The organism is Gilliamella sp. B2923 (assembly GCF_026536565.1).
Taxonomy (GTDB): domain Bacteria; phylum Pseudomonadota; class Gammaproteobacteria; order Enterobacterales; family Orbaceae; genus Gilliamella.
The window spans coordinates 35,524-48,790 of record NZ_JAFNNZ010000002.1; the positions used below are offsets into that span (position 1 = coordinate 35,524).

General features: G+C 35.4%; 13 protein-coding genes. 11 read left to right on the forward strand and 2 right to left on the reverse strand.

Features of this window, described 5'->3' with window-relative positions; translation table 11 throughout:
• Positions 1–5 precede the first annotated feature (5 nt).
• From J3U42_RS02845 to J3U42_RS02895, 11 genes are read left to right on the forward strand one after another with little or no spacing between them, the layout of a single operon-like run.
• The gene (locus J3U42_RS02845) at positions 6–569 is read left to right on the forward strand and encodes a hypothetical protein (protein ID WP_267328568.1); all 564 of its coding nucleotides are present in this window, start codon (positions 6–8) and stop codon (positions 567–569) included.
• Entirely contained in the window at positions 539–2,275 is a 1,737-nt protein-coding gene (locus J3U42_RS02850; RefSeq protein ID WP_267328569.1) for a hypothetical protein, read from the forward strand. Before J3U42_RS02845 ends, J3U42_RS02850 begins: the two co-directional genes overlap by 31 nt.
• Positions 2,266–4,014 carry a glycosyltransferase family 2 protein gene (locus tag J3U42_RS02855; protein ID WP_267328570.1) on the forward strand — a complete coding sequence of 583 codons (1,749 nt, stop codon included), beginning with the start codon at positions 2,266–2,268 and terminating at the stop codon, positions 4,012–4,014. The genes J3U42_RS02850 and J3U42_RS02855 overlap by 10 nt, the downstream gene beginning before the upstream one ends.
• Positions 4,007–4,426, forward strand: a complete 420-nt coding sequence (locus J3U42_RS02860) for an acyl-CoA thioesterase (protein WP_220219077.1) — start codon at positions 4,007–4,009, stop codon at positions 4,424–4,426. The genes J3U42_RS02855 and J3U42_RS02860 overlap by 8 nt, the downstream gene beginning before the upstream one ends.
• Positions 4,423–5,028 (forward strand): LolA family protein, encoded by a 606-nt coding sequence (locus tag J3U42_RS02865; protein WP_267328571.1) that lies wholly within the window; start codon positions 4,423–4,425, stop codon positions 5,026–5,028. The genes J3U42_RS02860 and J3U42_RS02865 overlap by 4 nt, the downstream gene beginning before the upstream one ends.
• Entirely contained in the window at positions 5,006–7,336 is a 2,331-nt protein-coding gene (locus J3U42_RS02870) for an MMPL family transporter (RefSeq protein WP_267335436.1), read from the forward strand. Before J3U42_RS02865 ends, J3U42_RS02870 begins: the two co-directional genes overlap by 23 nt.
• Positions 7,337–7,346: 10 nt before the next feature.
• A complete protein-coding gene (locus tag J3U42_RS02875) occupies positions 7,347–7,919 on the forward strand; it encodes a DUF3261 domain-containing protein (RefSeq protein ID WP_267328573.1) in 573 nt (190 codons plus the stop codon).
• Positions 7,920–9,104 (forward strand): beta-ketoacyl-[acyl-carrier-protein] synthase family protein, encoded by a 1,185-nt coding sequence (locus J3U42_RS02880; RefSeq protein ID WP_267328574.1) that lies wholly within the window; start codon positions 7,920–7,922, stop codon positions 9,102–9,104. It abuts the gene before it with no gap.
• Positions 9,104–9,580, forward strand: a complete 477-nt coding sequence (locus tag J3U42_RS02885) for a 3-hydroxy-fatty acyl-ACP dehydratase (RefSeq protein ID WP_267328575.1) — start codon at positions 9,104–9,106, stop codon at positions 9,578–9,580. Before J3U42_RS02880 ends, J3U42_RS02885 begins: the two co-directional genes overlap by 1 nt.
• Positions 9,580–10,311, forward strand: a complete 732-nt coding sequence (locus J3U42_RS02890) for a 3-ketoacyl-ACP reductase FabG2 (RefSeq protein WP_267328576.1) — start codon at positions 9,580–9,582, stop codon at positions 10,309–10,311. The genes J3U42_RS02885 and J3U42_RS02890 overlap by 1 nt, the downstream gene beginning before the upstream one ends.
• Positions 10,308–11,534, forward strand: a complete 1,227-nt coding sequence (locus tag J3U42_RS02895) for a beta-ketoacyl-ACP synthase (protein WP_267328577.1) — start codon at positions 10,308–10,310, stop codon at positions 11,532–11,534. Before J3U42_RS02890 ends, J3U42_RS02895 begins: the two co-directional genes overlap by 4 nt.
• A 40-nt stretch (positions 11,535–11,574) precedes the next feature.
• Here J3U42_RS02895 and J3U42_RS02900 read toward each other — a convergent pair whose 3' ends face one another.
• Together J3U42_RS02900 and sohB are read right to left on the reverse strand one after the other, a co-directional pair.
• Complete coding sequence (locus J3U42_RS02900; RefSeq protein WP_267328578.1) at positions 11,575–11,982, reverse strand: hypothetical protein; 408 nt, start codon at positions 11,980–11,982, stop codon at positions 11,575–11,577.
• A gap of 45 nt (positions 11,983–12,027) precedes the next feature.
• Positions 12,028–13,131: a protease SohB gene (gene sohB, locus J3U42_RS02905; protein WP_267335438.1), complete on the reverse strand. Its 1,104-nt coding sequence runs from the start codon at positions 13,129–13,131 to the stop codon at positions 12,028–12,030.
• Between the last annotated feature and the right edge of the window lie 136 nt (positions 13,132–13,267).

Sequence of the window (13,267 nt, forward strand, 5' to 3'; positions counted from 1 at the left end):
TAATTATGAGTAAAGTTAAGTTAATTATTAAATGTTTAACAAATCTCTCTTTTGTTTGTTACCCATTTATCATTTACTTATCTTTACGCTATCAGGAAATTAAACTAGCCATTTTCTATTTAGCTGCGTTATTTATTCTACGGTTATTAACTCTTCCCAATATCTTAGTAAGTATGCGTTGGCTTGCCAAAATTACTGCGTTTATTGGATTATCATTATTATTAAGTAGCTGGTTGTTTTCTCAACATCAAATACTTTTTTACTACCCCGTTATGGTCAATGTGGTATTTTTGATTACCTTCGGTTATTCCTTATCACAACCGCAAACAATTGTTGAAAAATTTGCCAGAATTAAAGATGCTAACTTACCCCCTAAAGCAATAAAATATACCCGTAAAGTCACGATTTGTTGGTGCCTTTTTTTTATGCTTAATGGAAGCATTGCATTAATTACCTGTTTAATAAACAATCTTTACTGGTGGACAATGTACAATGGCTTAATTAGTTACATTTTAATTGGCACACTTATGGTGGGAGAATGGCTGATACGTCAACAAATCAAACAATAGTCTCGCTATCTAAACAGTTATTACGGCCTGATCATGAAATTATCGCTTTTAGAAAAAAGCAACCACTGTCTGTACTTGATTTAAAAAAACAAGTTTTACTGTTGAGTCAGCAGCTTTCTAAAAGTCCTGAAAAATATTGGGCTTTAACCATGCAAGATAGTTTTAATTTTGTTGTGGGTTTATTTGCTCTTTTCTATTCAGGTAAACATCCCAAATTAATTAGCGCTTATCATCAAGAAATTAAAGATGATTATGATGCATTATTAACTGATAATCAGGCTATTCATCAGTATGATACTCATAAACGTCTAATAAATATCAATCAACTGGTTAACGCAAATTCCGTTGAAATTGCTGATTTTATAAATAAAGATTTTAGCTATAGCACATTAACAATATTCACATCAGGTTCAACCGGTTTACCAAAACCAATTGAAAAAACAGTCAATCAGTTCGAAATAGAGATCCAACAGCTTGAATCTAACTGGGGAAAATTATCCGCTGATCTTATTGTCGCATCAGTTTCTCATCAACATATGTATGGCTTAACTTTCAAAATCATGTTATCGCTAATGATGAAAATTCCCTTTGTTTGTGAGCCGATAATTTATCAAGAACAACTGTATCAATATAATGATAAAAAATTTTTATATATAACAAGCCCTGCTATTATCAAAACGTTAGATGTCAAATTACCGACAATCAATTGTGATAAAGTAATTTCTGCGGGTGGAAGTCTGAAATATGAGGAAGCTTTATCTTGTAAACAAAATTTTAATGTCTTGCCCGATGAGATATATGGATCGACTGAAACAGGTATCATTGCGACTCGTAAACAACTTCACCCCAATATGCCTTGGCAGTTATTTTCTGAAATGCAACTTCAACAAAATGGCGATCAAAAGACATGCCTTATTTCTCCGCTGTTAACACAACCAGAGCTGTTGAATGATAAAATAACGATAGTTGATGCACAGCATTTTCACTTAAATGGTCGATTTGATAAGATTATTAAAATCTCAGAAAACCGTGTATCACTGACATATATTGAGAATAAAATTAATCAATTACCTGAAGTAGAAGAAGCAATTGTCATTCCTTTAATTCAAAATAACAGAACTATTTTGGGTGCTATAGTTAAACTATCTACATCACATAGCGATCTATCTAAAGAACGCAATTCTTACAATTTAACACAATATTTTCGACTTTTTTTGAAAGATGAATTATCATTGATTGAATTACCTAAGAAATGGCGATTTGTGGAAAACCTGCCAAAAAATATGCAAGGTAAAACCACTTACATGGAATTGAAATCATTATTTGAAACTAATGAGAAAGTAATGAATAAAGTGTTTGCAAATGAATTAAGCGTCGATAAAGATACTCATCATGTTAATATTGAGTTAGTCATACCTACTGATCTATTTTGGTTTAAAGGACATTTCCCTTCCCAACCATTATTGCCAGGGGTCGTACAACTTAATTGGGTAATTTACTATACCCAAAAATACTTTAATGCAAATTTATCATTATCATCGATAGATGTGATCAAATTCCAATGCCCGATACTTCCTCAAGACCGACTTAAATTAAATTTGAAGTGGAATGAAAAAGAGCAAAGAATAGATTTCTCCTATTCTTTTATCAAGCCAGATAACACGCTAAAAATAGCTAGCTCCGGAAAACTTACATTATGTCAATAAACACGATTAATCTATCGGCAAATTATTGTTTTGTAATTCCATGTTATAACCACAGCCATGCATTACCAAAAGTCCTCAAAAGTATTGAACAATACCAACTCAAGTGCATCGTCATTGATGACGGTAGTTCGATTGAACAAGCTCAAAAGATAAAACTCATTACCGACCAATATACTTGGGTGATCTTAATTCGTCTCGCAACCAATCAAGGTAAAGGTGCAGCTGTAATCAATGGGCTTAAATATGCCTATAATCAAGGCTATAATTATGCCATTCAAATCGATGCTGACGGACAGCACGACAGCAATAGCATCACACAGTTAATCGAACAATCACAATTAAACCCATATTCCTTAATTTCAGGCTGTCCGATATATGATAGTTCCGTACCCAAACATCGGCTTATCGCAAGATACATTACCCATTTCTGGGTATGGATTGAAACGCTATCATTGAGTATAAAAGATAGCATGTGTGGCTTTCGTATCTACCCACTACAAGCTACCAATAAATTATTAAGGCGTTGCAAAATCGGGAAACGCATGGATTTTGATACAGACATTATGGTGAACTTATACTGGCAAGGTACCAATAGCGTTTTTGTACCAACAAAAGTCACTTACCCCAAAGATGGTGTCTCGCATTTTAAAGCGGTGAAAGATAATTTACTAATATCATGGATGCACACTAAACTATTTTTCGGAATGTTTCCACGAATGGTTTCGCTAATAAAAAGAAATTTCAAAAAAAAGAAAGATCAACAACACTGGTCACAAATTCAAGAACGAAAAGGACTTTGGGGTCTTAGGTTTATTTTAAAGTTTTACCGTTTGTTAGGTAGAAGAGCAGCCAAGGCTATCATGTTTCCGGTTATTTGTTATTTTTGGCTGACCGGTAAAAAACAACGTCAGGCATCACAACAATATTTGCAAAGAATAAAAAATCATTATGACAAAATACCTTTTGTTGAAAAGAAAAGACTAACCTCTTTTAATCACTTTTTAAGATTTGGAGAGGCATTACTAGATAAACTTGCGTGCTGGCAAGGCGATATAAAAATTAACGATATATACATTCCCAATAACCAAGAGTTCTTAAACCTCATCGATGAAAAAAAAGGAATAGTATTAATAGGTTCACATTTAGGTGATATTGAAATGTGTCGAGCGCTTGCGCAGCTTTCTCATGATGTAAAAATTAATGCATTAGTCTTTAATAAAAATTCAAGCCGTTTCAAGCAAGTATTAAGTGAAGCCAATAATGCTTCAACGGTTAATCTTATTCAAGTCGATACCTTAGGCGCCGACACTGCAATTATGCTTAAACAAAAACTAGATGCAGGTGAATGGATTGCCATTGTTGGTGATAGAACCTCGACCAATCCGCATCAAAGGATGCAAGAAAACGCGGTCAGTTGGGCGAATTTTTTAGGATCGCCAGCACCTTTTCCTAAAGGCCCTTTCATCCTCTCATCTGCATTAAGTGCGCCGGTTTATCTTTTTTGGGGATTAAAACCAAATGGGCGTTTTCAAATACACTTTGAACTTTTTTCAGATAATCTCAAATTCTCTCGAAAAAATCGTCAAGCTGAAATCGACTTAATCATCCAAAAATATGCAAAAAGGTTGGAACACTATTGTTTAGTGTCACCACTAGACTGGTTTAACTTTTATGATTTTTGGGATTTTAATAAGCCTGAATTAAACGAAGCAACAACAAAAGTAGATAAAAATGAATAACAACGCTAGCCATAATGCAATCATCGAATATACCACTTCATTTCACGATACAGATGCCATGGGCGTTGTATGGCATGGAAACTATCTAAAATTTTTTGAAAAAGCACGTGAAGCCTTGTTTCAGAAATTCAACTATGGTTATAAAGATATGATTGACTCCGGTTACCTATGGCCGATAGTCGATACACGAGTCAAGTACATTGCACCGATAATTGCAGAGCAAAAAATCCAAATTATGGCTAAGTTAGAAGAGTATGAACATCGAATAAAAATTAGTTATCTCATAACCGACAGTCAAGGAAGAAAAACGACTTGCGGTTATACAATTCAAGTTGCGGTATTAGCAACAACCCAAGAAATGAGTTTTGTTACCCCTCATATTTTTTTAGAACGATTTGGATTATTAAAATGAAAAAATATTTTGTCATTGTCATCACCCTATTTTTGATATTTTCAAGTGGCATAACTCAGGCAATAACACTCGAAAACTTGCAGCAACAATTTAGTCAAAATAAAGTTGTTCGAGCAGATTTCAAACAAGATCGTTTTATCAATGGATTAAGTCATCCTCTACATTCGACAGGTAAAATGATTATATCTCAACAAGATGGATTATGGTGGCAACAACTCAGTCCTTTTAAAATGACCTTAAAAATGAATCAAGTTAGAATGGAACAGAATATTGACGGAGGAACACCACAAATAATAACAGCTGAAAATCAACCTCAACTGTTTCAATTCAATCATTTACTATCTGCGATTTTTACTGCTGACGCACAAATGCTAAAAAATAACTTTAAATTAACACTCACAGAACATGATAAGCAGTGGAATTTAACATTGATCCCAATATCAGCCCCACTAAATAAAATTTTCAAGCAGATACAGCTAAGCGGAAATGTATATCTTGAAAAGATCGCGCTTGATGATATGCAAAATGATAAAACGGAAATTACATTTTTCAACCACAAGACAACTAAATTAACACAACATGAACAGTCGTTATTCAAATAACAAAAAGTTACTTAAAATAAGAGCCATTTTATGGCTTTTTGTTGTGATAAGCATACTCTTAACTGCTGGTTATCTGATACAACATAGCAAACTCAACACAAGCGTACTATCACTACTGCCTAACGAACAAACTAACGATGTTCCAGTAGAAATTATTGATGGCTTTCAAGATAGATTGGATAAACAGCTGGTTTGGTTAATCAAACCTCATCAAGCAACCAATTTAGAGCCAGTAAATTGGTGGTATGAACATTTACAAAAGCAGCCTTTTATTCATAGTGTTAATGGGTATTTTGATGAACAATTTCAGCAAAATTGGGGCAAATTTGCCTATCAATACCGATATCAATTGTTAGACGAAACTACCGCCAATCGAATTGAAATGCACAATCAATTTGCATGGATTGAGAGCCAAATTTATTCACCATTTAGCGGGGTTAGTGCCACAGAATTAAATAATGACCCACTCTTACTGACGCGATCTTCACAGCTTAATCAGCTCAATAGTGCCGGAAAACTGGCAATTAAAAACAAATGGCTATCAGTTCAAGATAGTTTGGGTAATGACTGGTACATGATTTATGCTGATCTTAAAGATTCCTCATTTAACATTAGCCAATCACATCAAATTGTCGAACAGTTAGATGCGCTTATTGAACAACTACAAATTAACTGGCCTGAAACTAACATTTTAAAACGAGGCGTTCTTTTTTACAGCGATTATGCTAGTGAACAAGCCCAAAATGATATATCGACTATTGGAAGCATTTCAGTTATCGGCATTATTTTATTAATTATGTCTATATTTCGTTCCGTCATACCCATTTTTCTTTCATTACTTTCAATTTTTATTGGTATTGTTTGCGGTTTAGTTGCGGTATTGGCTTCATTTGGTCAAATCCACATTATGACTTTAGTCATGAGTACAAGTATTATCGGAATAGCGATAGATTATTCATTACACTATTTAACTGAACGACTTTTGCATGGTGATCAAGAATCACCTTATGCAAGCTTAAAAAAATTAATATCAACATTATTCATTGCATTATGCACAAGTTTTATTGCCTATTTGGTACTGTTAATTGCACCTTTCCCGGGGTTAAAACAGTTATCCATGTTTGCTATTTTTGGTTTAATTGGCGCATTTATGACAGTTATTTGCTGGTACCCTATTTTGGTCAATAAATTACCTGTACGCCAACATGTTGGCCAACGTATATTGACTCGCTGGCTTGATATATGGCAAAACAAAAAAACACAGTGGCTATTAGTATCATCAGCACTGATATTTATCGGTATCGGGTTATCCAATTTAAAAATTGATGACGATATTGGCAAATTGCAAGCATTACCTGCAGAACTACAACAACAAGAACAGCAGATAATCGATATTACAGGGCAAACAAGCGACCAAAAATGGTTTATTGTCTTTGGTGATAGTGCAGAGCAGACATTACAACGGCTTGAAAATTTTATACCTAAATTAGAACAGGCAAAATCAAATGGCTGGTTTACGCAATATCAAAGTATCAATTTACCTTCTATTGGCAAACAGAAGCGAAACATTGCATTAATAGACCAATATACCCCCGAAATTATCGCAAAACTCAACCAAATTGGTTTTGCAATTAAAACACCAAGTCTTCAAGAAACAAACACATTTATTACACCTAATTTATGGGAACAAAGTGAAATCAGCCATGGGAAAAAACTACTTTGGCTATCATTAAAAACCGGTGAAAGTGCAACTTTAATTCCAATAAGTGGTATAAATAATTTAACCGAAATTTCTCAAATGTCTCAAATTGACGAGGGTATTTATTGGTTAGATCGACGTTCAGAATTTACAACCATGTTTACACATTATCGAGTTTATCTGACAAAGCTCATTATCGGATCAGTTATTGCGATTTGTATATGTTTTATGGTTTATAATCGTAAGCATGGGATAAAAACCGGTTTGAAAAGCACACTTCCAACACTTTTATCCATTGGCATTGCGCTATCAGTACATGGCATGATTGATCAAACGTTGAATCTTTTTTCAATGTTGGCACTTATCCTTGTGATTGGTATTGGTATCGATTATAGTCTGTTTTTAAGTAATCACAAAAGCCAAACCCAAAGTGCCCTATTAGCCGTAACAATGGCAGCAATAACGACACTTTTATCATTCGGGTTACTGATAATTAGTCACACAACTGCTATTATGGGATTTGGTTTAGTACTAACTAGTGGCATTTTTGGCGCATTTGTATTTGCCCCGTTAGCAATCAATAATCGCCTTGTATTAAAAAAGGATTAGGTAATTAAGGATGAAAAAATATATTGTTTTAATTATGGTTATCGTTGGTTTCTTAGCAACCGGATGCGCTAGCAAAACCAAATCCGAAGCTTGGTTTACTAAAGATACAAAAGTGAGTATTCCCAAACCTAATTTTGAAAATAACTATCATGATCAACAGCTATTAAAATTTAAATATAATGACCAAGAGCACTCTTTAATTATCCTTTTAGACGCTAAAGATGATCAACTCAAGGTTATAGGGCTTTCGGCACTTGGAATACGCTTATTTGAATTGAGCTATACAGGCAAAAGTATTAAAACCAAACAAAATATTTTTATCAAGCAACTCCCTCCGCCCGAACAAGTGCTATCTGATATCTTATTAAGCATTCTGCCTCTTAAGCAATGGCAAGCGGTTTTACCACAAGGGTGGAAACTTATTGATAATAACTATCACAGACAATTAATCGATGATCAACAAAACATCATTATTGATATTAGTTATAATCAAACAACATCGAATCAGATTAGAAAACCTACACAGATAAAACATAATATATTTGGTTATCAAATTTCAATACAGAGCATGGAAGCAAAATAGATGGTTTATGTAGCAGCATTTGGTGCAATTAATAGTTTAGGTAGTTCTCAAGACGAAATTAAACATAATTTAAGTCAAAATTATTGTGCTAAGCATTGTTTAATTCAACAAGAAGGATGGTTATTAAACGGCAAAAAAACTTGGTTAGGAAAAGTTAATAATCAGACACTTCCTGCTATTCCTAAACATTTATCGCCATATTCAACCCGAAATAATCAACTACTTTATGCTGCCTATTTACAGATTCAGACAGAAATAAACAAAGCGATAAAAAAATATAACGCTGATCGCATTGCCATTGTGATAGGAACAAGCACATCAGGTATTGATGAAGGCGATAAGTATATAAAACAACTGACGCAAACAGGCAACCATAATCAAGATTTCACTTATGCTCAACAAGAGTTAGGCAACCCTTCTTGTTTTTTAACCATGTTACTAGGCTTAACCGGGCCAAGTTACACAATATCAACAGCTTGTACTTCAAGTGCGAAAGCAATAATAAGTGGCAAAAGATTAATTGAGCTTGGTATTGTTGATGCCGCAATTGTGGGCGGTGCCGACAGCTTAAGCAGAATGCCAATCAACGGATTCAACGCCCTTGAAGCACTTTCAGAAAAACCCTGTACCCCATTTGCTGAAAAACGAGATGGCATCAATATTGGTGAAGCCGGTGCTCTATTTTTATTAACTAAAGAACCGACCAGTGATATTAGGCTATTAGGCGCAGGTGAATCATCAGATGCTTACCATATCTCTTCACCGCATCCCGAAGGGATAGGTGCTCAACAGGCCATGCAAATGGCGTTAGATACGGCTAAATTGACGATCAATGATATTGGTTATATCAATTTACATGGCACCGCAACCAAATTAAATGATTTAGCTGAAAGCAAAGCTGTCTATCGATTATTTAAACAAAACTTACCGCCTTGCAGTTCAACTAAACATCTTACCGGACACACATTAGGCAGTGCGGCTATAACTGAACTGGCGCTTAGTTGCCTGTTACTCGATCAGAATATCTATCTACCTCAACAAGACTTTTCCCAATCACCTTATGATGAAAGTCTGGATAAAATTAATATAATTACTAAAAAAATGATGTTAGAAAAACGGATTATAATGTCGAATTCGTTCGCATTTGGCGGTAATAATGCATCACTAATTATCGGAAAAATATGATGAACTATCACCCAGCAAGCTATTATTTACCTCATCAAACGCCAATGGTAATGGTGGAAAACATTCATTTAATCAATGAAGAAAAGTGTATTTGTAGTGTTCGAACTCATGAAACAGGTATTTTAGCGCCTTTTTTGAATGAAAATAAATTACTACCCAATTTTTATGCGATTGAAATAATGGCGCAAACCATTGGCGTTTGGAATGGCTATCACAGTCTGTTAAACAACAAAATACCCTCTTTAGGTATGTTAATCGGTGGACGAGCGATAAAAACAACTTTACCTGCATTTCCTTATGATAGTCACTTAATGATCCACGCCAATTTAGTTCTGAATGATTCAAAATTGGCTAACTTTGATTGTCAAATTTTTATTGACCAACAATGTGTTGTCAAAGGAAAACTTAATGTATATGAGCCAGATGAGTCCGAATTAGAAGACTTATTTGGTGACAATCGATTAGGAGAAAAATAATGGACAAAACAGTACTTGTTACTGGCGCAAGTAAAGGAATTGGTAAAGCGATTGCTTGTCAGTTAGCGCAAGATGGATTTAACCTCGTGATTCATTACCATAGCGATAAACAAGGTGCGCTTGATACTAAGGCAATAATCGAAAATTTAGGTGGTCAGGCTCGTTTGATTCAGTTTGATGTAAGCAATCAAATGCAATGTAAACAAAGAATAGAAGAAGATATCGAATTATATGGCGGTTATTATGGCGTCGTGAATAATGCCGGGATAATACGCGACGGTGCTTTTCCTGCATTAACGCAAGATGATTGGCAAAGTGTCATTCATACCGATCTCGATAGTTTTTACAATGTACTTCATCCTTGTATTATGCCAATGATTGGACTGCGCCGTGGTGGGCGTATTATTGTTATCTCATCTGTATCGGGAATTGCAGGCAACCGAGGACAAGTAAATTATAGTGCCGCAAAAGCAGGCGTCATTGGCGCAAGTAAAGCGCTGGCACTTGAGCTAGCTAAACGAAAAATTACCGTTAATTGCATTGCACCGGGATTAATTGATACCGGCATATTAGATATGGAGCCGATTGCGCTACAAGAAGCTATGAAAATGATTCCATTAAAACGAATGGGACAAGTTGAAGAAGTTGCCGGACTGGCGAGCTATTTAATGTCAGATATTGCGGGTTACATCACTCGCCAAGTCATTTCAATCAATGGAGGGATGATATGACAAAAAGAGTTGTCATAACAGGTATGGGCGGCGTTACTGCATTTGGTAATGACTGGTTAAATGTACAAAACAGCCTAAAACAGTTACAAAATGCGGTTAGATATATGCCCGAATGGGAAATCTATGATGGCTTACACACAAAATTGGGTGCGCCTATCGACAATTTCATAATACCGGAACACTATACGCGTAAAAAAATTCGCTCTATGGGTAGAGTATCATTGCTGTCGACTAAAGCGACAGAAATAGCATTAGAAAAGGCAGGCTTATTAGATGATCCTATTCTTACCGATGGTGAAACAGGGATTGCTTTTGGTTCATCAACCGGCAGTACTCAACCGGTTGCCGAATTCGCCACAATGTTAAACGAAAAGCATACAAATAACATAACAGCGACCACCTATATACAAATGATGCCTCACACCACAGCGGTTAACACAGGCTTATTTTTTGGATTAAAAGGAAGATTAATCACCACTTCCAGTGCTTGTACCTCCGGCAGTCAAGCGATTGGCTATGCTTATGAAGCCATTAAATACGGCATGCAAACCATTATGGTAGCAGGCGGTGCTGAAGAGTTATGCCCTTCTGAGGCCGCAGTATTTGATACCCTATTTGCCACCAGTCAATTAAACGACACACCTAAGCTATCACCTCGTCCTTATGATCGAGATAGAGACGGGCTTGTTATTGGTGAAGGTGCGGGGGCATTAATACTTGAAGAGTACGAACATGCCAAAGCCCGAGGCGCTAAAATATATGGCGAAATTATCAGTTTTAAAACCAATTGTGATGCTAGTCATATTACCCAACCACGCCAAGAAACTATCCAAATTTGTATGGAAGAAGCGTTAAAACAAGCCAAATTAGATGCTAAACAAATTGGTTACATTAGTGCGCACGGAACAGCAACAGCCCGAGGCGATATAGCTGAAAGCAATGCAGTAGCAAACATCTATGGTAACCAAACGCCAATATCATCATTAAAAAGCTATTTTGGTCATACCCTAGGGGCTTGTGGAGCAATAGAAGCCTGGTTATCTGTCGAAATGATGCACAGTGGTTGGTTCAACCCTACCATTAATCTTGAAAATGTCGATCCAGCCTGTGGAGACTTAGATTATATTGTCGGTTCAGGTCGAAATTTGGATATTGAATATATGCAAACCAATAATTTTGCTTTTGGTGGCATCAACACTTCAATTATTATTAAACGTCTTTAATTTTTCTAGAAATAACAACTGTATAACTTAATTACAGTTGTTATTTTCTAGGTGTGTGCAACCAAGTCTTAAAAAAATCTTCTTGTTCTTTTGTGGAAACAATATTTTCATCTTCAAAATCAAAAATGGGCACAAGATCTTTCTGATTAGCAGGTTTGCCAATGGTTAATTGATAAGCGACTAAACCACCACCCATATCCCTCGCCATTCTCGATGGGTAAACGTTTTCTTTAGCCCCTTTACAAAGAAAGGTAATATCGGGAAAATGATCCCTAATTTGACAAAAACAGCTGAAATAATCATTATCAGTTACTTCAAAACTGTCATTGTTACTAAACAAGATTTTTAACTTGTATTTATCAGATTGTGTTGTTTTAAAATAAATTTCAGCTTTTTCAGTTCTTCCTTGGCGGATTAAGGTTATCTGCACAGGCGCTTGTTTTTTCATTTTTATCATCACCCAACACACAGTTTCTGGCGAGTAAAAAGGGCATTACAGCCCATTTCCTTGCCTGAAAAACAATCTTTCAACGCTTTTTACGACATTTTTTGAGATTTTCTCTGAAAGTTTTTGTTTACGTTGATAACTAACAGAAATAATTTTATGTGAATCTAAATGAGATAAAATAAAATCATCACTGGTACTGATTTCGTCAACTAAACCTTTATCTTTTGCCTGAGTTGCAAACCAATGTTCACCCGTTGCCACTTGCTCGATATCAATATTTGGTCGATACTCTTTAACAAAATCTTTAAATAACAAATGAGTTTGCTCAAGCTCTTGTTTAAATTTTTGGCGACCTTCGTCGGTGTTTTCACCAAACATAGTTAAAGTACGTTTATATTCCCCAGCTGTTTGTAACTCAATATCCACATCATGCTTTTTAAGTAAACGATTAAAATTAGGAATCTGAGCGACCACACCAATTGAGCCTACAATTGCAAACGGTGCTGCAACAATTTTTGAGGCAGTACATGCCATCATATACCCACCGCTTGCTGCAACTTTATCAACAACCGCAGTAAAAGGAATATCACGTTGTCTGAATCTTAACAACTGCGATGCGGCAAGTCCATAACCATGAACCACACCACCAGGGCTTTCAAGTTTTATCACAACATCATCTTCAGGTTTTATTACAGCAAGCACAGCAGTAATTTCTTGACGTAATTCTTCCACTTCATGAGCATCCATACTACCATTGAAGGATAAGACAAAGAGTTTAGGTTTAGCGTTATCCTGATTACTATTTTCAGTTGACGGTAGACCTTCAGCCGGTTGTTCATTCCTCTGATCGCTATTTTGTTGCTGCTTATTTTTTTCTTTAGCGGCTAATTTAGCTTGTTTTTTCTCAAGCTTTTTCTGTTTTTTTAGATCTTTGGCAAACTGTTTAGCTTCCAGCTCATCCATACTCAACATTAACATGTCATCTTTGACTTGCTCATACTCATGACTGATATCTTTGACACTAAGACGTCCTGCTGCTGTTGAAGATTTTCGGCGTTGACTAATGATAAAAACTAAAATCGCCAATATTGCGATCACAACTGTTACTGTTTCAGCTAAAAAAAGTGAATACTGAGAAAACCAATTCATCTAACTATTATCCTTTGATTGAAAATTTAAATTATTATAACAATATAAATGAGGATTGTGCTTAAAATCAATAAAGATAAAATTGGCGCTTTATTCGGCAATTCAAATTATTTATACTGATACCCCAATTAAAAGT

Coding starts and splice junctions, on each gene's coding strand:
- J3U42_RS02865 (WP_267328571.1), top strand. CDS start 4,423: ATGAAAAAATATTTTGTCATTGTCATCACCCTATTTTTGATATTTTCA.
- J3U42_RS02885 (WP_267328575.1), top strand. CDS start 9,104: ATGAACTATCACCCAGCAAGCTATTATTTACCTCATCAAACGCCAATG.
- J3U42_RS02850 (WP_267328569.1), top strand. CDS start 539: ATGGCTGATACGTCAACAAATCAAACAATAGTCTCGCTATCTAAACAG.
- J3U42_RS02845 (WP_267328568.1), top strand. CDS start 6: ATGAGTAAAGTTAAGTTAATTATTAAATGTTTAACAAATCTCTCTTTT.
- J3U42_RS02875 (WP_267328573.1), top strand. CDS start 7,347: ATGAAAAAATATATTGTTTTAATTATGGTTATCGTTGGTTTCTTAGCA.
- J3U42_RS02900 (WP_267328578.1), bottom strand. CDS start 11,982: ATGAAAAAACAAGCGCCTGTGCAGATAACCTTAATCCGCCAAGGAAGA.
- sohB (WP_267335438.1), bottom strand. CDS start 13,131: ATGAATTGGTTTTCTCAGTATTCACTTTTTTTAGCTGAAACAGTAACA.
- J3U42_RS02890 (WP_267328576.1), top strand. CDS start 9,580: ATGGACAAAACAGTACTTGTTACTGGCGCAAGTAAAGGAATTGGTAAA.
- J3U42_RS02870 (WP_267335436.1), top strand. CDS start 5,006: ATGAACAGTCGTTATTCAAATAACAAAAAGTTACTTAAAATAAGAGCC.
- J3U42_RS02860 (WP_220219077.1), top strand. CDS start 4,007: ATGAATAACAACGCTAGCCATAATGCAATCATCGAATATACCACTTCA.
- J3U42_RS02880 (WP_267328574.1), top strand. CDS start 7,920: ATGGTTTATGTAGCAGCATTTGGTGCAATTAATAGTTTAGGTAGTTCT.
- J3U42_RS02855 (WP_267328570.1), top strand. CDS start 2,266: ATGTCAATAAACACGATTAATCTATCGGCAAATTATTGTTTTGTAATT.
- J3U42_RS02895 (WP_267328577.1), top strand. CDS start 10,308: ATGACAAAAAGAGTTGTCATAACAGGTATGGGCGGCGTTACTGCATTT.